General features: G+C 69.9%; 15 protein-coding genes. 6 read left to right on the top strand and 9 right to left on the bottom strand.

What is annotated here, in order from left to right:
• Positions 1–44: 44 nt before the first annotated feature.
• The 5 genes from ACTIGN_RS06460 to ACTIGN_RS06440 form a co-directional block, all read right to left on the bottom strand.
• Positions 45–683, bottom strand: coding sequence for an IS630 family transposase (locus ACTIGN_RS06460; RefSeq protein ID WP_439621992.1), 639 nt, complete (start codon positions 681–683; stop codon positions 45–47).
• 48 nt (positions 684–731) lie between these two features.
• A complete protein-coding gene (locus tag ACTIGN_RS06455; RefSeq protein WP_439621991.1) occupies positions 732–1,736 on the bottom strand; it encodes a hypothetical protein in 1,005 nt (334 codons plus the stop codon).
• A 92-nt stretch (positions 1,737–1,828) separates the two neighbouring features.
• A complete protein-coding gene (locus ACTIGN_RS06450) occupies positions 1,829–1,975 on the bottom strand; it encodes a hypothetical protein (protein WP_439621990.1) in 147 nt (48 codons plus the stop codon).
• A gap of 118 nt (positions 1,976–2,093) precedes the next feature.
• Positions 2,094–2,423, bottom strand: coding sequence for a hypothetical protein (locus ACTIGN_RS06445; protein WP_439621989.1), 330 nt, complete (start codon positions 2,421–2,423; stop codon positions 2,094–2,096).
• 381 nt (positions 2,424–2,804) lie between these two features.
• Positions 2,805–4,715, bottom strand: a complete 1,911-nt coding sequence (locus ACTIGN_RS06440) for a cadherin domain-containing protein (RefSeq protein WP_439621988.1) — start codon at positions 4,713–4,715, stop codon at positions 2,805–2,807.
• Positions 4,716–4,861: 146 nt separating this feature from the next.
• Here ACTIGN_RS06440 and ACTIGN_RS06435 point away from each other — a divergent pair, with 146 nt between their 5' ends.
• From ACTIGN_RS06435 to ACTIGN_RS06425, 3 genes are read left to right on the top strand one after another with little or no spacing between them, the layout of a single operon-like run.
• On the top strand, positions 4,862–5,461 hold the full coding sequence (locus ACTIGN_RS06435) for an ECF-type sigma factor (protein ID WP_439621987.1): 600 nt from the start codon (positions 4,862–4,864) through the stop codon (positions 5,459–5,461).
• A complete protein-coding gene (locus tag ACTIGN_RS06430) occupies positions 5,458–7,626 on the top strand; it encodes a bifunctional serine/threonine-protein kinase/formylglycine-generating enzyme family protein (protein WP_439621986.1) in 2,169 nt (722 codons plus the stop codon). Before ACTIGN_RS06435 ends, ACTIGN_RS06430 begins: the two co-directional genes overlap by 4 nt.
• Complete coding sequence (locus tag ACTIGN_RS06425) at positions 7,623–8,393, top strand: AMP-binding protein (RefSeq protein WP_439621985.1); 771 nt, start codon at positions 7,623–7,625, stop codon at positions 8,391–8,393. The genes ACTIGN_RS06430 and ACTIGN_RS06425 overlap by 4 nt, the downstream gene beginning before the upstream one ends.
• Here ACTIGN_RS06425 and ACTIGN_RS06420 read toward each other — a convergent pair.
• From ACTIGN_RS06420 to ACTIGN_RS06405, 4 genes are all read right to left on the bottom strand, one after another.
• Entirely contained in the window at positions 8,328–10,730 is a 2,403-nt protein-coding gene (locus ACTIGN_RS06420; protein ID WP_439621984.1) for a hypothetical protein, read from the bottom strand. The two genes, ACTIGN_RS06425 and ACTIGN_RS06420, sit on opposite strands and share 66 nt — an antisense overlap.
• Positions 10,731–10,843: 113 nt before the next feature.
• Positions 10,844–12,151, bottom strand: coding sequence for a DUF1501 domain-containing protein (locus ACTIGN_RS06415; protein WP_439621983.1), 1,308 nt, complete (start codon positions 12,149–12,151; stop codon positions 10,844–10,846).
• 117 nt (positions 12,152–12,268) lie between these two features.
• Positions 12,269–14,692: a DUF1549 domain-containing protein gene (locus ACTIGN_RS06410; RefSeq protein ID WP_439621982.1), complete on the bottom strand. Its 2,424-nt coding sequence runs from the start codon at positions 14,690–14,692 to the stop codon at positions 12,269–12,271.
• 139 nt (positions 14,693–14,831) lie between these two features.
• Complete coding sequence (locus ACTIGN_RS06405; protein WP_439621981.1) at positions 14,832–15,881, bottom strand: Gfo/Idh/MocA family protein; 1,050 nt, start codon at positions 15,879–15,881, stop codon at positions 14,832–14,834.
• Here ACTIGN_RS06405 and ACTIGN_RS06400 point away from each other — a divergent pair.
• From ACTIGN_RS06400 to ACTIGN_RS06390, 3 genes are all read left to right on the top strand, one after another.
• Positions 15,837–17,156, top strand: coding sequence for a DUF1501 domain-containing protein (locus ACTIGN_RS06400; protein WP_439621980.1), 1,320 nt, complete (start codon positions 15,837–15,839; stop codon positions 17,154–17,156). The genes ACTIGN_RS06405 and ACTIGN_RS06400 overlap by 45 nt on opposite strands.
• A gap of 216 nt (positions 17,157–17,372) precedes the next feature.
• The gene (locus ACTIGN_RS06395; RefSeq protein WP_439621979.1) at positions 17,373–19,040 is read left to right on the top strand and encodes an L-tyrosine/L-tryptophan isonitrile synthase family protein; all 1,668 of its coding nucleotides are present in this window, start codon (positions 17,373–17,375) and stop codon (positions 19,038–19,040) included.
• The gene (locus ACTIGN_RS06390; protein WP_439621978.1) at positions 19,030–19,425 is read left to right on the top strand and encodes a hypothetical protein; all 396 of its coding nucleotides are present in this window, start codon (positions 19,030–19,032) and stop codon (positions 19,423–19,425) included. Before ACTIGN_RS06395 ends, ACTIGN_RS06390 begins: the two co-directional genes overlap by 11 nt.
• Positions 19,426–19,435 lie beyond the last annotated feature (10 nt).

Genomic DNA, 19,435 nt, shown 5'->3' with positions numbered 1-19,435 from the left:
GGATCACCCCGGAGGGCGTCAACTACCTCCCAAAATCCTGGAAACTACTGTCTAACGGAGTAGTAGTAGAGGGCTTTCGGTAAATCTGTAGCGTTGTACCCGGCTTGTCGGATGTAGTTCCCGCACTCGGTTGGCGGGAACGCTTCGTGGACGGTGCCGAAGAACCCCTCGACCTTGTCGATCGTCCGCAGCTCGGCCGCCCGCAGCCGGGCCTTGACCTTGGCGAACGCCTGCTCGATCGGGTTGAAGTCCGGGCTGTACGGCGGCAGGTACGCCACCGCGCACCCGGCCCTCTCGATCGCCCGCACCGCGCCCGCCCTCTTGTGGCAGGCCAGGTTGTCCATCACCACCACGTCCCCCGGTCGCAACGCCGGGACCAGCACCTGCTCGGCGTACGCGACGAACAGGTCCCCGTTCAGCGCGCCGTCGACCACCACCGGGGCCACCAGGCCCTCGGATCGCAGGGCCGCGACGAACGTGGTCGTCTTCCCGTGCCCGTGCGGGACCGGGCGCACCAGCCGCTCCCCGGCCGGGCACCGGCCGTACCGCCGGGTTATCCGGGTGTTCGCGCTGGTCTCGTCGATGAACACCAGCGTGGCCGGGTCCAGGGCGGGCATCCGCTGGGCCCAGGCGACCCGCTTCTGCCTCACGTCCGGCCGGTCCTGCTCGACGGCCCGGACCACTTTTTTTGAACGACAGCCGGATCCGGGGTGCAGTCCCGGAGTGTGGTGTCAGGCGGTACATTTCCAGTACGCCTCCCATTGCTGGCTGGCTTGGACGGCGCAGAGGGCGGCCATGCGCCCCACGCGTCGCACTTTCCATCGGGCCCCGGTCTGCTTCAGGCGCCGACATACCACCTGCTTGCACGAGCCCTCCACCAACCCGCTGCCGATCACACGCCCTTCGGCCAGCCGCGCCGCGTACCCGGTGTGATCGACGTGCGCTTCGAAGTACCCGCGCAGCCCCGACCACGGCCCGCCGGCCAACTCCTTCGACCGTCCGGCCGCACCCTGCTCCGACAAACATGTGCGGCGGGCGTGGGCCCACGACCGGGCCTCGGCCGTCCCCTCCCCGAAGTGACCGTTGGCCGCGGCCCACAGGTGCTCGCTGGCGCGGTAGATGTCCAGAACGCCGACCGAACCCGGCAGGTGGGCCGAGACCTGACTCCAGATCCATGTCGCCCCGCCGGCGATCACGCTCAACTGGCTCGTGTCCGTCACACCCGACCGGCCCGCCAGCCGCCGCCAGCCCGGGCCCAGCTGGTCCCCGGTGCGGGCCGCCGCCTGGGTCACCCGGACGTGCGGCGCCGGCAGGTTCCGCTGCTCCCAGCCACCCGCGCCCTCGGCCGGCTGGCCGCGGTTGCGCCGGGCGAAGATGGACAGCCGCAACTCGCGCCACCCGTGCGTGGTGTTCACGCACGTCCCGTCCGTCTGGAACTCGACGTCCCCGTCGGCCGCCCGGAACGGCGCGGTGGCGTTCGGCTCGTCCCGCTGCCCGTCCCGCATCGCGCCACCGTGCGCGTCGCGGGTGGCGGGGATGGTGTTGTCGCAGGCCGACAGCCCGCAGAACGCCCTGAGGTTGGCACGGGCCGTGTCGAAGGACCAACTGGCCCCGGCCAGGCACAACAACCTCCGGGCCTGGGGGCTGACGAACCCAGTGACCCCCAGGCGCTCGTCGAGCGGGTGCCGGCCGGCCTTGCACCGCGGGCACACCAGGTACAGGCGGCCGAGGCGCACGACCCCGGCGGCGGTCAGGACGTTGCGGGGGGCGCGCCGCTCGGGCCAGGCGGCGTTGCCGCAGCCAGCGCAGGTGCGGTGGGGTGCCCCTTTTATTCGGCCTGCGGGGCCTGTGCCGGGAGCGCCGCCTCGACGGCCCGGCGGGCCAACTCGCGTGCGGCCGGGAGCGCCGCGGCCTCGACTTCGGCCATCACCTTCCCGTCGGGCGCGCCGGCCGCCCGCTCGAGCTGGCGGACCATCGCAAGGGCGTGTTCGAGGGTCAGAGCCTGAAGAGGGGTGTCGGCCTGAAACGTGCGGGTCGTGGCGGCGCCTCCGGGATCGCGCCACACTAACCCGACAGCCGCTCACCCACCACAATCAATTACTGCACCCCCGGATCCGCCGGAGGTACCCGGATAGGGTCGAGACGCTGACCCGCACCCCGAGTCGCGCCCGCAGCTCGGCGAGCGTGGCGTCGGGGTCGTCACGGACCAACTCCCGAACCCGGGCGCCGTGTGGGGCCAGCGTGACCGGCCGGCCGGGGCTGGGCGGGCGCGGGGCCAGCGAACCGGTGGCCCTCCGCCGCTGCTTGAGCCGGCGTACCCAGGACTGGCGGACCGTGTACTTCTCGGCCGCGGCCGGGGTCTTCATCCCGGCCTCGCAGTCGGCCCACACCCGCTCGCGCAGATCCAGCGAGTACGCACGCATCGGAGAACCTCCCGGTGGATTCCCCCGTCGTACCCGAACGGATCCGCTCGCGCTACACCTTTCCCGAAACTGCTCCAACTGAAGAGTATTGGGCTTAACCCCTCCGGCCGCCGACAGCTCCGCTGTGGCCCCTTGAGCGGATTCCGCGTCGAAATCGCAACCGGGTGCTCGGACCCGTTCGGGCACCTGGCCCGTGTCCGATACCCGTCACCGGGGAGGTGGTAACGCCTTCCCGGCGGCAGGTGTTCCAGGTCGATTCTCCTGTGCGGTGTGGCCCGCCGACCTCCGCGAACGATTCGGCCGCCAAGGCGGGCAGGCTCTCCACCTCGACGCCGCGGTGCCCTTGACGGCCGGAACGTCCGCCCGCCGGCTCGGCTCCCGTCAGACGCTCGTCTCGCGGTCGTCCGTGTCCAGCAGGTAAATCCCGTCGGCCCATCCGCTGAGCAGCCAGTCGCCGCCCGCATCGCCCACGAGCGCATCGCCGACGCCGTCGTCGAGAACGGTGTCGCCCGGCCGCAGGCCGAGCCCGACCAGCTGGGAGAGGGTCGCGATCCGCTCGTCGATGTCCCCGGCGGCCAACCAGAGGCCCCGGAGGACGCCGAGAGCCTCGTCGTCGTCGTCGTAGCCGGTGCTGCCGCCGATGAGGATGTCGTCGCCGTTCCCGCCGCGGAGGACATCGGCCCCGGTCCCGCCGATCAGGATGTCTCGGCCGTCGAACCCGTCGAGCGCGTCGTTCCCGGCCCCGCCGATCAGGATGTCGTTCCCCTCGCGACCGTAGAGGTAGTCGTCGCCGTCCCCGCCGCGAAGCAGGTCGTCGCCCAGCCCGGCCCACAGGCGGTCGACCCCGTCCCCGCCGTCGAGGTTGTCGGCACCGCTGCCGCCGACGATGAGGTCGTGCCCCGCCCCGCCGTAAATCGTCGCGGGGGTGCTGAGGTCGCTGGCGAAGATCTGGTCGTTCCCGGCGTCGCCGTGGACGATCACCCGCCCGCCGGGCAACGCGAACGGCCCGTACGAAGTCCCATTCAGCCAGACCGAAACCTGATCGGCCCCGCTGTTCCACAGATACACGGTGTCCGCCGCCGACGTTCCGGTGACGACGAGGTTCCCGCCGACCGGTGCGACCGGCGACTCGGCAACGTCTTCCAGGTTGATGGTGACCGCCGCGACGGTGCTGAGCGAGTCGGGGGCGTTGTCGGAGACCTCGACCGTGAGGTTGAACACGGGCGACGTCTCGAAGTTCAGGGCGGTCGCGTCGGCGACCGTGACCTGACCGGTGACGGGGTCGATGGCGAACGCGCCGCTCGCGTTCCCGCCCACGATGGAGAAGGTGAGCGACTGCCCGGCGTCGGGGTCGGTCGCGGCGACGGTGCCCACGACAGTTCCCGCGGGTGAGTTCTCGGGCAGAACCCACGCGTCGTCCTGGGCCGCCGGGGGCCGGTTCTCGGCCGGGACGTCGGCGAGTACCCGCTCCGCGATGGTGACGCCGAACAGCGTTGAGGAGTCCGGGTTCTCGCCGGTGATGATCTGCCCGTCCAGGATCACGTCGTCGGCGGTGCCCGCCTTCCCGTGGGCCCCGCTGTACGCCGTCGGGAGGCCGCCGTTGTCAATCACCTGGTCCCGCTGGCCGTTGAAGTACCCGCCGTTCCGCCACTGGCCGTTGTAGAATTGGTCCGGCGTCCCCTCCAGGTGTGGCACCGCGACGTGCTTGCCCGCCAGCGGACTGGCCCCATCGACCCGCGCCCAGGCCAGCACGGTGACGCCGTGGCAGAGCCCGGCCACGGGCTTGTCGTCCCCAAGGAACTCGTTGATGAGTTGGTTGACGACGACCTTCTCCGGTGCGATCTGGCCGTCGCCCAGGTCGGGGTCGGCGTTGTAGAGCGGGTTCGAATAGAAGTTGTCGGTGACGCCGTCCCCGTTCGGGTCGTTGTAGGCGTACTGGTACATCGACGCGCCCCACCCGCCGACGAAGGCGATGGCCGAGTAGTCGCCCGCGTCCACGTCCGCGAGCGCGACGTCCGGAACGATCGTGCCCGACTCGCCCAGCGGTTGCCCGGTGCCCCAGTGCGGGGTGCTCGGGTTCGTGGTCGTCGCTCCCACGACGACTGCGACCCCCTGAGTCTCGATCGCGGTTCGGGTCTCGCTGTACTCGCGGTAGTAGAAGTCCTGTTGGTCCGCGACCACGAGCAGCACCGGGAGCGGCGACGCGGACATGAGGTCCCGCCCTTCGAGCGCCTCGACGCGGAGCCCCGCGAACGGCTTGCGGTGACGGACGTGAGTGTCGCGACGTGCCATGACGTTTGTCCCCTGGAGAATGGGCCGGAAACCTTCCGGTTCACCAACGGCTCGCCATCCGCCGCCGGGGTGCGACAAAAATCTCCCGGGAGTCCGCGGGGCGAGTAGAATCCCAGCGTCGAACGCCGCCCGGGGCCGAGGCCGCCATGTCCTCTGAAGGGAGCATCACCCGCTGGATCGACGGCATCCGCCGGGGCGACGAGAACGCCGCCGGGGGGCTGTGGGCCGCGTACTTCGCGCGGATGACGGCCGTGGCGGGCCAGCGCCTGGCCGGGGCCGGCCGCGGGGCCGACGACGAGGACGCGGCACTCAGCGCGTTCAAGAGCTTCTGCCTCGGCGCGCGGGCCGGGCGGTTCCCGGAGTTGAAGGACCGCGACAACCTCTGGCCGCTGCTGCTGGCCCTCACGTCGCACAAGTGCGTCGATCACGTCCGTCGGGAGACGCGGCTGAAGCGGGGCGGCCCCGACGGTCCCGTCGCCGCGGACCTCGACCTCATCACCTCCCGCGAGCCGACGCCCGAACTGCTGGTCGAGGTCGGCGAACGGCTCGCGGCCCTCCTCGACCGACTCGACCGCACCGGCGACCCGGGCCTGCGGACCGTCGCAACGTCGAAGCTGGAGGGGTACACGGCCGAGGAGATCGCGGGCCGGATGGGGTGCGCCCGCCGAACGGTCGAGCGCAAGATCCGCGTGATCGAGCAGGTGTGGGACCGCGAGGAAGGCGACCCCGCGGAGGGGCGGCCGTGAACCCGGAAGGGGCCGAGGACTTCGACGCCCTCCCACTGTCCGCCGTGCTGCGCATCAACGCCCGGTGCGACGCCTTCGAGGCGCTGTGCCGGGCCGGGCAGCGGCCGCGGGTCGCGGACTTTCTGGGTGACGCGACCGGCCCCGAGCGCGATTCCCTTCATCGCCATCTCACGCAGGTCGACGGCGAGTACCGGGCGACGTCCGCCGAAGAGTTCACCCGCAGGCTGGCGAGCGAACGTCTCCTCCCCGCCGGCTTCAACCTCGACCCCGCCGCGACCGCCTCGGACCTCGCCGACGGCCTCGTTCGGTCGGGGGCACTCACGGCGTACCAGGGGCGAACGCTCCTGAACCCGCACCCGCACCCGCTCGCCCTCGACGACTACCTCATCCTCGACCGCGTGGCGTCCGGTGGGATGGGGACGGTCTACCGGGCCGTTCACCGGCGGATGAAGCGCGAGGTCGCGGTGAAGGTGTTCGCCGACGGCCGGGGCGACGACCTCGAGCGGGGCCGCTGGTTCCAGCGCGAGGTGGAGGCGGCCGCGAAGTTGACGCACCCGAACGTCGTCACCGCCTACGACGCGGGAGAGGCCCGCGGGGTCGCGTACCTCGTGTCCGAGTTCGTGGACGGGGCCGACCTGCACCGCCTCGTGACCGAGTCCGGCCCGCTCGCACCCGCCGACGCGATCCGTGCGGTGCGCGACGCCGCGGCGGGGCTGGCCCACGCCCACGAGTGCGGAGTGATTCACCGCGACGTGAAGCCGTCGAACCTCATCCGCACCCGGGCGGGGACCGTGCGTGTTCTCGACGTCGGACTCGCCCAACTCGTCCGTGCCGACCGCAAGGCCGACAGCTATCACACCCTGGTCGTCGGCACACCGGCGTTCATGGCCCCCGAGCAGGCAGAAGCCCCCGGCACCGTTGACGCCCGAGCCGACGTGTACTCATTGGGCTGCACCCTGTTCTTCCTGCTGACGGGCCGCCCGCCTCAGGACGACACACCCCGCGCGAGGCACGACGCCGACCCGGAATTGCCGCCGCGGTTGGAGGGGCTCTTCCTGCGGATGACGGCCCGCCTCCCCGCCGATCGACCGCGATCGATGGGCGAGGTGCTCGCGGAACTGGACGTGATCTCGGCCCCGGGGCGGTCCCCGGGCCGGCTCCGGCTCGTGGCCGCTTCCCTCGCGATCTGCCTCGCCGTCGTCGCCGCAGTGGTGCTCGCACGCCCACCGGTCGGGAGCGACACGCCGCCGGCACCACTCCCGGTCCCGCGCCCCGTGGCTCCGAAGCGAGCGGCAGTCAGAGACATCCCGTTCGACCCCGCTGCGTACCAGGCCGAGTGGGCCGCCGCCCTCGGGGTGCCGGTGGAGATCGAGCCGGTCCCGGGGCTGAAGGCGCGGCTCGTCCCGCCGGGTCGGTTCACGATGGGCTCGCCCCCCGGCACGGTCGAGGAGTTGCTCGCGGGAGCGCCGGAAGAGTACGTGCGGGAGCGCGCCCGCGGGGAGGCACAACGTCCGGCGGCCATCGACTCGCCGTTCTACATCGGGACGACCGAGGTCACGGTGGGGCAGTTCCGGCAGTTCGCCGAGGCACAGACCCCACCGTACCGGACGGTCGCCGAGCGGCCGGACGGCGTTGGCTACCGCCTCGACGCCGGCCTCGGCTGGCGGGTCGTCTCGGGTGCGACCTGGCGGTTCGCGGGCGAGCAACCGCTGACCGACGACCACCCCGCCTGCAACCTCTGCCGCGACGACTGTGCCGACGTGTGCCGGTGGCTCTCGATCCGCTCCGCCGGGCGGTACACGTGCCGCCTCCCGACGGAGGCCGAGTGGGAGTTCGCGTGCCGGGCCGGGTCCGCGGGGCTCTGGAGTTGCGGGTCGGACCCGGGTGAACTGGGACCGCTCGCGTGGTTCGCCGGGACCGTGGACGCGGGGGACGCACGGTACCGGCCCGTGGGCCGAAAGGCCGCGAACGGTTTCGGCCTCTTCGACATGCACGGCAACCTGGAGGAGTGCTGCACGCCGACGGCCCCGGAAGCGGGGGCGGCGTTCCGCGGGGGGAACGTCCGCAGCCCGGCGCTCGGCGCTCGCTCCGCGTCACGCGAACCCGCGTCCCCGACGGCTCCCCGCGGCGGCCTGCGCGTGCTCTTCACTCCCGTAACCAGGTGAACCCAGACACCTCCGCAACCGGACTCGGGGTCGGAGTTACCTCGCCGGCGTTCGAAGCGATCGCCTACGCCATCTACACCCCAGGCTCGCCCGCCCGGCCGAAGGCCGTCCTCGTCGAGTCCCGCGGCATCGTCAACCTGCTCGACGCGCAGATCCCGCGTTCGACCTGGCCCCCGGCTCACGTGCGCTCTGGGTTGGTTTGCCCGGCCTTCGACGCCTCAGTGTCAGACATCGGCACCGTCCTGCTCAGTGGGGCAACTCTCTGCGTCGAGCCGGACGACGACCTCCGCGACCCAATCCGGCTGATCCAGTTGCTCCGCGACCGGGCAATCACGCACGTCGATCCGCCGCCAAGTTTCCTCGGCGTACCGGACCCCGCCGAACTCCCGGCCACGCTCCGTACGGTGGTGGCCGGCGGCGAACCGGCCGGGGGGTTCCTCGTGCCGGCGAGCCTGTACGTCTCGGACGCCTGGGAGGAAGGGCAAGAAGTTGCGGGGGTGGTCGGGTCGTGCGGGCACGCCCCCACCGGCAAGGCCGAACCCGCCTACCAGTCGTTTTGCCGCGGACTGGCCCGGATGGGAGACGGCCACGTCGTACTCGTGTCGAACCGGATTGCTTCACCAACAATCACTTCGGGTCTGTGGGTGGCTCCTTCCCACCCGGCCGTTTCGACAGCACCGGTTCCGCTCACGAGTTGCGATTCACTTCGTCGCGCAATCGACCGTCACCGCCGCCTCGGACACGACCGCGTACTTGCCGTCCTGTAGCGCCGTGCCGCGGATGGTGACGGTCACCTCGCCGTCGAACTTGGCGCCCTTCACACAGGCGATCTTGAACACTGCGGTCGTCTGCCCCGGAGCGACGGTCACCGCGTCCGCCTTAAGCATCCCGGCCAGTTCCTCCGGCAGCTTCAGTTCCAACTGGACCGGCACCGACAGCTTCGCCGACCGCAGCACCGCGACCGGAACCTCTGCCGCTTCCCCGGGCTTCACATTCAACTCTTGCGGGGCGGAGACCTTCAGGATCGAACCCTCGATCGACATCGTGATCCGCCCGCTCATCGGGGTCACGAGATACCGGACCTTCCCCTTCGCGTCGGGCACCTTCACGACCCCGATCAGTTCCATGCGCGAGGTCCTGGTCGTTTCGAGCCATTCGGGCATGAAGCACGGGTAGAACGCCCGGTCGGCATCAGCCGGGACTGTCATGTCGGGGCCGGTGATCCCCTGCCGCTGATACGACTGCGCCGCCGACATCTGCAGGCTCACTTCACCCTTGAAGTCGTTGATCCGCTCCAAAGTCACCTCGGCCGGGTGAGTGCTCCCGCGGTGAACCTTTCGCCCGCCGTCGGCCTCGACCGCCACCAGTTTGAGCCTCGGGGCGAGTGTCGTCGCGAGCAGGATCGAAGTCGTCCGCTCGTCGTTCGGGGACCGCACCGCGAAGTTGGCCGGGATCGGCGCGAATGCCGGTCGCGTGGCCGCGCTGGCCGTTCCCGTGACACTCACGAGAGCCGCAGTGGCCGAGGCGGTTTCGACGCCCGTGAGGGTGATCTTTAACTCAGCCGCGGTGCCGGGGATGACGAGGTTGGGCGGGGCGGTCACGCCCTCGGGTAGTCCCGACACGGCGAGCGCAATAGCCTCCTTCATTCCGCCCTTGCGGACGACCTTCACCACAAGGTCGGCTGTTCCTCCGAGTGGCACATTCAGTCGCGCGACGGTCGACAGAGTGAAGTCGGGGGCGACCTTCTCGGCGGTCAGCCGGTAGACCGCGCCCCGCGTACCGGCCTTCCCCGAGATGTCGCCCACGACCACGGTGAACGCGCCGTCGGCGGGCAGCGTGAACGCGAGTCCGGCGTCGGTGGTGCCGGGCAGGTCGTCGTTGCGAACCAACTCCTTGCCGGTCGCATCGACGACCGCGAGCGACAGGTCGAGCGGCGAGCCGAACCGCCGCGCCTCCGCAGCGAGATTCCACACGTCGCCCTTCTTTCCCTCGCAGGTGAAGCGGGCTTCAGTCGTCTGATCCATCACGCCGGTCACTGCGGCCGGCAGCGTGAGCGCCGCTGGCTTCGCGGCCGCGACCGTCTCGGCGGCGTCGCTGAGCGGGATGCCGAACGCGGGGGTCGCGCCGAACGCGGTGTCGAGACGATACGCCAGTTCGTCCTTCTTCGGGTCGGCCGGGAACGTGACCTTCCGCGTGAGCGACTCCAGTTGCTGCTTTCCGGTCACGAGGCCGTACCCGACGAACTCCACGTCGCGTGTCTCACCGCGCTTCCCGGCGGCGGGAACGGTCGCCACCACGCGCGGGCCGGGAGTGAGCGCGAGTCGGTAAACGAACGAGCGGTCGCCGCGGAAGTCGAGGTCGTGGAGGCTGACCGTGTAATCGGTGCCGGCGGTCGCCCAAAAGGTCACGGCGAGATCCTGGCCGTCGGTGTCGACGGCGTCCGCAACGACCTCTCCATTCGGGTTGCGGACGGAGAGGGCGGCGTTCATGTTCACCCCGAGGCGGCGCGCGAACACGTCGAGCGTGACCGGGCCGTCCTTCGCGACCGCGAACCGGTAGCGGTCCACTTCCTCGATGCGCGACAGCCGGCCGTTGACCGTGACCGGCAGCGCCGGGAGTTTCTGCGGCACCTTCGTCGCGCGCTCCTCGATCACCTCGGGTTCGGTGCCGACCCAGAAGATGCCGGTCTTGACCCCGGCACCGCTCGCGCTTGCGACGGCCCACCGCACCGGACCCGGCGGAAGGTCGGCCGGGAGTGTGAGCTTGGCGGGTTGTTCGCGTGGGAGTGGGAGTGCGTTCTGGGTGCTCTTGGCACCGAACCAGTAAGGCGGCGGGGGGACCATGACCGGTCCCGGCTCGCCGGTAGTTTGAAGCGTGGCACGGGAGTCGAGAACGAAGAATTGCAAGTCCGGGGTCCAGTCGTACCCGCCGAGTTGGACGTCGGCCGCCGATCCCGCCTTCCCGCCGGAGGGGAAGACGTAGCCCGGTTCCGGGGCCTTCAGGTCGGCGGTCTTCTTCTTCTGTGCGTGGGCGAGCGACGGGGAGAAGGGTGCGAGCAACAGGGCCACGGCGAGGGGAGCGACCGGGAACGCGCGAGCGGGCATGGGTTGTAATCCTGATGTGCTTTTCAGCGGGCCACGACCGCGAGGGAGTGGTGAGCGTATCCCGTTCCCTCGCGGTCGCGGCTCGCCACGAAGGAGAACCGCCTCTGGTCGCCTCACCCCACCAGATCCGTGAGCACCCGCCCACCATTCACGATCGGCACCGGGCGGCCCAGCGGCGTGTTGTACACCTTGCTGCTGTCGATTCCCATCTGGTGGAACAGCGTGCGGAGGATGTCTTCGACGCTCACCGGGTCGGCGAGCGGGGCGACCGAGTTCTTGTCCGTTGCGCCGATCACGATGCCCGGCTTGATGCCGCCGCCCGCGAACAGCACGCTCTGCGTCATCGACCAGTGGTCGCGGCCCGCGTCCTTGTTCACCTTCGGCGTGCGGCCCATTTCGCCCATCATCACCACGAGCGTGCTGTCGAGCAGTCCGCGGTCCGCGAGGTCGCTCACCAGGGCGCTGAACGCGCGGTCCACGCTCGGAATCAAATCCTTTTCGAGACTCGGGAAGCAGGTGAAGTGCGTGTCCCACCCACTGTGATCGACGCCGACGAACCGACACCCGGCTTCCACCAGACGACGCGAGAGCAGCGCGCACTGGCCGAGCGTGGTGTGGCCATACGCCTCGCGGAGTTTCGCCGGCTCACTCTTGATGTCGAACGCCTTGCGAGCGGCCGTCGAGGTCATCAGGTCGTGGGCCTTCTCGTAGTACGTCGCCATCGTGCCAGCCTTGCCGGTCGGCGCAGCGGCGGGACCAGCAGGCTCGTCCAGCCCGCTCAGGAGTTTCTTCCGCCGGTCCTGCCGCTTGTTGTCGATCCCTTCGACGGGGAGCAGGTCGCGGACCTCGAAGTCTGGCGAGACCGGGTCGCCCTCGATCACGAACGGCGCGTGTTCCGCGCCGTAAAAGCCGGGGCCGCCGGCGGTCAGCGGGTGCGGCAGGTTGATGTACGGCGGGAGCGTGCCGGTGTGCCCGAGTTCACGCGACACGACCGACCCGAGCGACGGGTAGAGGACGTTGTTCGGCTTGCGGCTGTTCGTGCCGTCGGCGAAGTCGGCCTTCACGCCGGTCATCACGTAGTGGTAACCGGTGGTGTGGCCGTTGTCGTTGTGACTGTGGTTGCGAAGGATGGTGTACTTGTCCGCGATCTTGGCGCAGTTCGGCAGGTGCTCGCAGATGAACGTGCCGTTCACGTTCGTCTTGATCGGCTTATACGGCCCGCGAACCTCGGCCGCGGCGTCCGGCTTCATGTCCCACATGTCGATCGTGCTGGGCCCGCCTTCCAGGAACAGGAAGATGCACGACTTTGCCTTGGCGGTCTTGGCCCCGGCGGCTTGCGCCTGGAACTGGAGCAGTCTCGGCAGCGACAACCCGCCGAGCAACCCGACGGTGCCAACGTGAAGGGCCTGCCTTCGGGACATTCCATTGCGGATCGCGGAATGCGGATTGCGGAATGAAGACATCGTTAATCTCCCTCGGCCACGGTAAGTTCTTAGTTCTTCGGTTTTCAATTCCGCATTCCGCGTTCCGCAGTTCCATCAGCGGTTGTACAGGAACTCTTTGCTGTTCAGAATCGCCCACAACAGGTCTTCGACGGCCGCCCGGCGGTCGCCCTCTGCGAAGGCGCCGAGGAGCTTCGTGCGCTCCGCTTCGGTCGGTCGGCGACTGAGCGCGGCCAGGAACAGTTCGTCGACGATCGCGGCCGGCTTCTTGTCCGAGTCGGCCAACTTGCGGGCTGCGCCGCCCCGGGCCTGAACCTTCGACGCGATCTCGGGGGAGTTCATCAGGTGCAGCGCCTGCGCGATGCTCGGGTCGGTCCCACGCTCGCACTCGCACACGCTGTACCGCACCGGGCGGCCGAAGATGCGGAAGAAGTACGACGGCATCCGGTTGTCCCACACCTGGATGGCGCGGTAGCCGTCCGGCCAGCCGTTGAACTTCTCGGGCGCGCCCGTGACCTGCGACACCGCATCAAGCAATACCTCCGCCGCCATCGGCTTGACCGCGGCGTGCGAGAAGTTCTGCTCGTCGGTCGCGTTCCCATCTTTCGCGACGCTGCTCAGTTGGTACGTCCGCGACATCAGGATCGCCTTCGTGAGCGCCTTGAGGTCGTACTTCCGCTCGCGGAGGAGAGCGGTCAGCGCGGCCAGCAGCGGTTCGTTCGACGCGGGGTTGGTTGCGCGGATGTCGTCGATCGGCTCGACCAGCCCGCGACCGAGGTAGTGCGCCCAGATTCGGTTCGCAATCGCGGTCGCGAAGTACGGGTTGTCCGGCGTGGTCATCCAGTCGGCCAGCGTGCGCCGCCGGTCTTCGGACGGGGCGAATTCCTTCGGCTCGGCGCCGAGCGGCGCGGCGGGCACGCCCTGTACGGCCACGGGCGCCGCACCCTTCTTGGCCTTCACCTTCCCGACCTTCGGACCGAGATCCGTGCCGACCGTCCACACCACGGCTTCGGCCCCACCGGGGAGCGGCTTGCGGGACACGCCCGAGAACATCCCGGCGAGCGCCCAGTAGTCGTCCTGCGCCCACTTCTCCGACGGGTGGTGGTGGCACTGGGCGCACTCGATCCGCACCCCCAGAAACACTTGACTCAGCGACCGGGCGGCGATTTCGGGCGTGCCCAGCGACTTGTAGATTGCCGCCGGCCCCTCCGCCGTGGTGCTGCCGCGGGCCGTCACGATGTCGCGCACGAACTGGTCGTAGGGTCGGTTCTCGGCGACCTGGCGGCGAATCCACCGCGTCATCGCGACCGCACCCTGGGGCGTTACCGCGTCCTTGTCGACTTTCAGAATGTCCGACCACTTCAGCGCCCACAGGTCGGCGTACTCCGGCCGGGCGAGCAGCGCGTCGATCAACTTCTCGCGCTTGTTCGGTGCGGCGTCCGCGAGGAAGGCGCTCGCCTCGGCCGCGGTGGGGAGCGTTCCGATCGTGTCGAGGAACACCCGGCGGAGGAACACGGCATCGTCGGCCAGATCGCTTGGCGGGATGCCGAGCCGTTCGAGTTTGTCCCAGACGTGCTTGTCGACGAAGTTCGCTTCTGCTGGTCGCGGGAACTTTACCCCCGGGCGCGGGAGCGTGACGCGGCACACGGTGACCTGCCCCATGTACCGCACGAGGATGGCGGCCTCGCCGGGCTTGTCGCCGGCGCTGACCAGTCCGCGGCCGTCCGCACCGGCGATCGTGGCGGCGTTCGAGTCGTACTCGGCCTCGGCGGTGACGCACCGGCGGGTCCCGTCCGCGTACACGGCCGTGACCCGCAACTGTTGGGTGCCGCCGAGTGTGAGCGTCCGCTGAGTCGGCTCGACCTCCAGTGCCGTCACCGCCGGAACCTTCGACCCCGCGAACTGGGCTCCCTCCCGGACCCAACGAACCATACGGTGGTAGCGGTGACCGTCCTTGTCGATCTTCTTTCCTCCGCCGTGCGGGGCGAGGCCGGTCGCTTTCATCAGGAACAGGCTGCCCTCTGGCGACGCGGGGAAGACGCGCCGACCGCGGCCCTCGGTCACGAGTGCCTGGAAGTCGGCAGCCGGGTCGAACCCGAACACGCTGAGTTTCAGCCCGCCTTGCCCCTCGGCCTTCCCGTGACAGCCGCCGCTGTTGCACGAGGCTTTCGTCAGGATGGGGATGATGTCCTGCTCGAACGATACCGGGTGCGGAGACTTCAGCCCGTTGACCTCGACGGGAATACGAACTGTGTCGTTGCCGTGCCGGACGGTGACCTCGGTCTTCCCCTCGCCCTTCGGGGTGATTCGCCCGGCAACATCGACCACGGCGATGGCGGGGTTGGCGACCTCGTACTTCGCGGTCCGGGTGCCGTCAGCGGTTTCGAGCGTGACAAGCAGTTGCTGCGACGCCTCCGGGCCGTCGAGCGCCACCGCGGCCGGGGTAACGTGCACGGCGGCGTGCGCCGCGGCCGGGCCGAGCAGGAGTGTCAGCAGGAGGGCCACCGTCGGCTTGGTCATGAATCCACCAGGATGAACGAGCGGCGGGAGGGCGGACGGGCGGCGAGCCGCCCGAGTGGGGAAGGTGGAAACACTATACCCCGGCCGCGGGACAGGAGCCAGCAGGAATACGCTCCGCGAACCGGTTCACCGGTTCGCGTCACTTCTTGCGTGCCTTGGCCAGAACGTCCTCGAGCTTGACCGGCGCACCCTTCTGGCGCTTGCTCTCCTCGGCAGCCTCCATAAAGGCGAACAACTCGATCGTCTCTTCGGCCGACACCGGAGGAGTGCGCGTCTTGAAGAACTTGGCGATCTCGGCCGCGGTCGCCTCGTAGCCCATGTACTTGTCGTTGGTCGGGGCGACGCCCTTCACCGGGACGCCGTGCCCGTAGATGCCTGCCGTCGAAACCCCCTTGCTGCCGAACACCGTGGCGCTGTACTTGGGGGCACCCCTGCGGATGCCGCGGTACGTGCCGACCCTCCCGTCGTTCCACTCACCGGTCACCTGGTCGGCGAGATCCGTGCTCGTGCGAGTCACCGACACGCAACCCGGCCCCAGGATCGTGTAGAGCGTCTCGACCCCGTGGACGCCGTGCCAGAACAGGTCGGGGTGGTGCGGCTCGCGCGGGCACCCGCCGTACACGTCGGCCCCGAGTACCTCCCCGACCTCCGGGTGGTTGCGCATCCCGATGAACCCGGGGCTGAAGCGGTGCTGCGAGCAGGTGAAGATCGGCGTCTTGTGCTCCGCGGCCAGCCGGAAGATCTCCACCGCGTCGGCCAACGACGCCGCGAGCGGGCGGCCGACGTACACCGGCTTGCCGGCCTTCAGAATCGGCTTGAGTTGTTCCAGGTGCGCGCGTCCGTCCACGCTCATCAGCAGGATCGCGTCGGACTGCTTGAGAACCTCCTCCGGCGTGTTGACGACCTCGACCCCGAACTTCTTGATCTGTTCGGTCCACTTGGGGAGGTTGTTCACGCTCTCCTCGATGTCCGGGCTGCCCGCCTGGAACGCCGCGACCACTTTGAGTCCCTTCAGGCCGTCGCCGGCCTTGGGGTCGTGAAAGATTTGGGTGAACGCAACCGTTTGGTAGTTGTCCAGACCGATGATCCCGACCTTGATCGGCGCATCGGCCGCCGCACCCGGGCGGGGTTTGTCGGCGAGCAGGTGAGCAGTTGGCAGGAGGGCGAGGAGAAGTACGACGCGGGTCATAAAGGGGTGTCTTTCGGTCGGGGGTGCTGTTGGGGTGCCGGATCGGCGACGTGTGACCCGTCAAAGTCTACCACCTCACCCGGTACTCGTCACTGCGGCCCGCCGTTGGGGTTTGGTCCAGCGCCGCGCCTCCGTGCCATCGTAGCCACACGTAATGAAACGTGGACGCTCTCGCGGGTTCGCGTCCACGTCGCCACCCCGACCGACACCGATGGTTGCGGGCTGCCGTCAGCTTGCAACCCGGTGACCTGTGCCGCCGGGTTGGCGGATGGGGTCCGCCTGGTGAACGTGTACGTCCCGGGGCAGCACTCGAGCAATGCCGGCAAGCCCGGTGGGAACTCCCACAAGTGGGGCGACCACGCGGCCAACTGGAACATGGACCACGCCCTGCGGCTGCGGCTCCCCTGGTTCGACGCCTGCGCCGCCAACATGATCGAAGACCTGCACGCGCGAGGGCTCGACAAGAACACGCTGCTGGTCGTCACGGGCGAGTTCGGCCGGACCCCGCGGCTGGAGAGCGTGAACGGGAGCGTCGGCCGGGACCACTGGCCGGGCGCGATGTCGGTCCTCGTGTCCGGCGGCGGGCTGGACCGCGGCAACGTGATCGGTGCCACCGACAAGCGCGGGGCGGCCCCGGTCGGGTTCAAGCACGACCCGTTCGACTTCCTCGCGACCATCTACCACTGGCTCGGGATCGACCCGGCCCAGAACGTCCTCGACCTGTCGGGCCGGCCCGTGCCCCTCTCCCCAGGTGCACCGATCCGCGGCATGGTCTGGCCGCACCGGGGCCCCCGGAACGGCCCGGCGGGGCGGCGGGGTACGGGCGGAAGAGCCGCCCGCCCGAGGGAGTGTTCCAGGAGCTATGCGGCGCCGAATGCCGTCTTCCGTCCCGGAACCCGGACGGGCCGTCGTCGGTTGGGTGCAGCCTCGAACGCCGAGACGGCGGGCGGGGCGGCGTGTGGGAGCACCCCGACCTGGGCCGGTGAGGTGCCCATGCTGGCGGCGGAGATCAACGGGCGGCTCAAGTCAGGACCGCCGGAACGGGGAATTGACTCGGGCCGCCGAACGCGACTTTCGCCGCGTGGCGGGATCGGGCGACACCAGCTCATCTCAGACATCGGGGGCTCCGGGAGTTCCGGGGCGTCTCGGGCGGCCACGGTATCCAACAGCACAGGCCGGCGTTCGATGCCGGAGGCCTGGTGCCGATTTACGGCCCGCGGTCGGCTCGACCGGAGGCGACGCTCCCGACCGGTGCTCGTGTCCCGGGCGCGGTGATCGTCGCGAGCATGGCACATCGTCTGGCAACGGGGGGGCGGGACACGGAAACCCCTGGTCAGGTCGTCCTCATCCGTGAGATTCTTGGGAGCCCGCTCCGACAGCCCGACATCGCGCCGGAGTGGCGGACGGTGGCGTCCAGACGTTGACACCGCCGAACGGACGGAGTAATCGCTCTGTGAGACATCCCCGGGCGCAACACCTCAGGTTCGAACCATGCCCCACGACTTGGCGGCGGGTCGGTTGTTCGAGGAGGCCATCGCCCTCTTCGCGAGTCGCGGGTACGCCGCGGTCACACCTGCCGACATCGCCGCGGCCGCGGGGTGCCCGCTCGACGACCTGTACCGCCACTTCCCGCGGCAGGAGCGGTTCGTTCTCAAGCTCTACGAGCAGCTCGCCTCGGACCTCGAGTCCCGGGCGGCGGAGCTGCCGGTCGGAACGGTTGCCGAACGGTTCGCGGTTCTGCTCCGCGGGAAGCTCGCTCTTCTCGACCCGCACTGGGAGCTCCTCAGGTCGCTCCTTCCGGTGGCGCTCGACCCCCGCAACCGGCTCGCGGTGTTCGGCCCGACCTCCGACCGCATTCGTGCCCGCGTGCAGGGCGTGATTGCCGCCGCCGTTTACGGGGGAACGGACGCCCCGCCGGGCGACCGCACCCACCCGCTCGTGCGGTTCCTCTACGCCACGCACCTGATGTGCGTCCTGCTGGCCCTCCAGGACCAGACCCCGGACCGGGCGCTCTCGTCCGACGCCGAGGAGTTCGCGACCGACCTCGCGGGACTCGCGACGCGCTGGTTCGCGCGGGGCCGCCCGGGGCCGCTCGGCCGGTTCGTGGCGTCCCTCGCCGGGTTGCCCGACCTCTCGGCGCTGGCCGATCGCGCCGACCGCCTCGCGGGCCGGCTCGTCGAACCCCCTCACGACCCGGCCCATTACTCGCGAGCGGAGAACATCCTGCGCGACCTCTTCCGCCACCGCCGGCTCCAGCCGGGGGCGGGGGCCTGTGGCCACAACCCGTGCCCCCAGTGCCTCGCGCTGCACCTCCCCCGGGTCAGCGCGGCGCTGACCGCCGGGGAGCCCGTTCGCCTCGTCCTCCCGGCGTTCCCGGCCAAGTCCGCCAACCCGAAGAAGACACTCGGCACCCTACCGGACCCCGGCGAAGAGTTGGCACTGCGGTTCCTCCAGGAAGCGTGCGAGGCGATCCGACTCCGCCACCCGCCGGGCGCGAGGTTGACGATCTGTTCGGACGGCCGCGTCTTCAACGATCTCGTCGGCGTGGACGACGGTGCCGTCACCGCGTACCGGGCGCGGCTCCTCGAGCTCATCGGCGGCCTCGGGCTCACTGACTTCGAAGTGTTCGACCTGGACGACGTCCGACCGGGCGAGGCGTTCGGGGCCACGCGCCGCTGGCTCATGGACACCTACGGCGAACCGCTCGAGGCCCTCACCGAGAGGACGCGGGCCCACGACCACCACAAGCAGATGTTCAACGGGATCCACCGGTTCCTGACCGAGGACCTCGCGGCCCGCGAGCCGAGCCTCAGCAAGAATCAGGCCCGCGAGCGGTCGAGGACCGCCGCTTATGAAGTGATCCGCCGGAGCAACGCCTGGAGCCGACTGGTCGCGGTTTATTTCCCCGAGGCGCTGCGGTTATCCATCCACCCGCAGCCCCCGCACTCGGAGAAGGTCGGGATCATGCTCACCCCGGCCGAGGACGCCTGGCTCACGCCCTGGCACGGCGTCGCGCTGCTCCGCGGGGACCGGTTCGTTCTGACGAGCCGCGCCGAGGCCGAGGCACTGGGCGCGAGTGTCGTCGAACGGGACGGGCGGCCCAGTCACTTCGAACTCGCCGGGGCAACGCCGTCGAAGGAGGCGAGCCGTGGGAGGTGACGTCACTGTGCCGGGGTGCGCGGTCGAGCCGCTGGTGCCGTTCGGCGTGCTGGTGCGACCCACCGGCGGCCCGCGGCCGGTGCCTTCCCCCGCGGAACTCCGGGAGCTCGTCCTCCGGGACCGCGTGGTCGTGTGCCGCGGGTTCACCCCCGAGCCGACGCAGCACGCGCTGGCGGCGTACGCGGCCGGTTGGGGGTCGCTCCTGCAATGGGACTTCGGCACGGTGTTCGAGGTGGTGGAACACGAGGCACCGAAGAACTACCTGTTCGCGAGCGGGAGCGTGCCGTACCACTGGGACGGGGCGTTCGCCGAACGGGTGCCGTGGCTCCAGGTGTTTCAGCAGGGCAGGCGCACTACTTGGCCCCGATTTCCTGTAGCACCTTGAGCATGTAATC

Source organism: Gemmata sp., assembly GCF_051859125.1.
In the GTDB taxonomy this organism is placed as follows: Bacteria; Planctomycetota; Planctomycetia; order Gemmatales; family Gemmataceae; genus Gemmata.
Note: the sequence above shows the minus strand (reverse complement) of the source record. Positions and strands in the feature narration are given on the sequence as shown.

Coding starts and splice junctions, on each gene's coding strand:
- ACTIGN_RS06450 (WP_439621990.1), bottom strand. CDS start 1,975: ATGGTCCGCCAGCTCGAGCGGGCGGCCGGCGCGCCCGACGGGAAGGTG.
- ACTIGN_RS06445 (WP_439621989.1), bottom strand. CDS start 2,423: ATGCGTGCGTACTCGCTGGATCTGCGCGAGCGGGTGTGGGCCGACTGC.
- ACTIGN_RS06440 (WP_439621988.1), bottom strand. CDS start 4,715: ATGGCACGTCGCGACACTCACGTCCGTCACCGCAAGCCGTTCGCGGGG.
- ACTIGN_RS06435 (WP_439621987.1), top strand. CDS start 4,862: ATGTCCTCTGAAGGGAGCATCACCCGCTGGATCGACGGCATCCGCCGG.
- ACTIGN_RS06420 (WP_439621984.1), bottom strand. CDS start 10,730: ATGCCCGCTCGCGCGTTCCCGGTCGCTCCCCTCGCCGTGGCCCTGTTG.
- ACTIGN_RS06415 (WP_439621983.1), bottom strand. CDS start 12,151: ATGTCCCGAAGGCAGGCCCTTCACGTTGGCACCGTCGGGTTGCTCGGC.
- ACTIGN_RS06410 (WP_439621982.1), bottom strand. CDS start 14,692: ATGACCAAGCCGACGGTGGCCCTCCTGCTGACACTCCTGCTCGGCCCG.
- ACTIGN_RS06405 (WP_439621981.1), bottom strand. CDS start 15,881: ATGACCCGCGTCGTACTTCTCCTCGCCCTCCTGCCAACTGCTCACCTG.
- ACTIGN_RS06395 (WP_439621979.1), top strand. CDS start 17,373: ATGCCCCACGACTTGGCGGCGGGTCGGTTGTTCGAGGAGGCCATCGCC.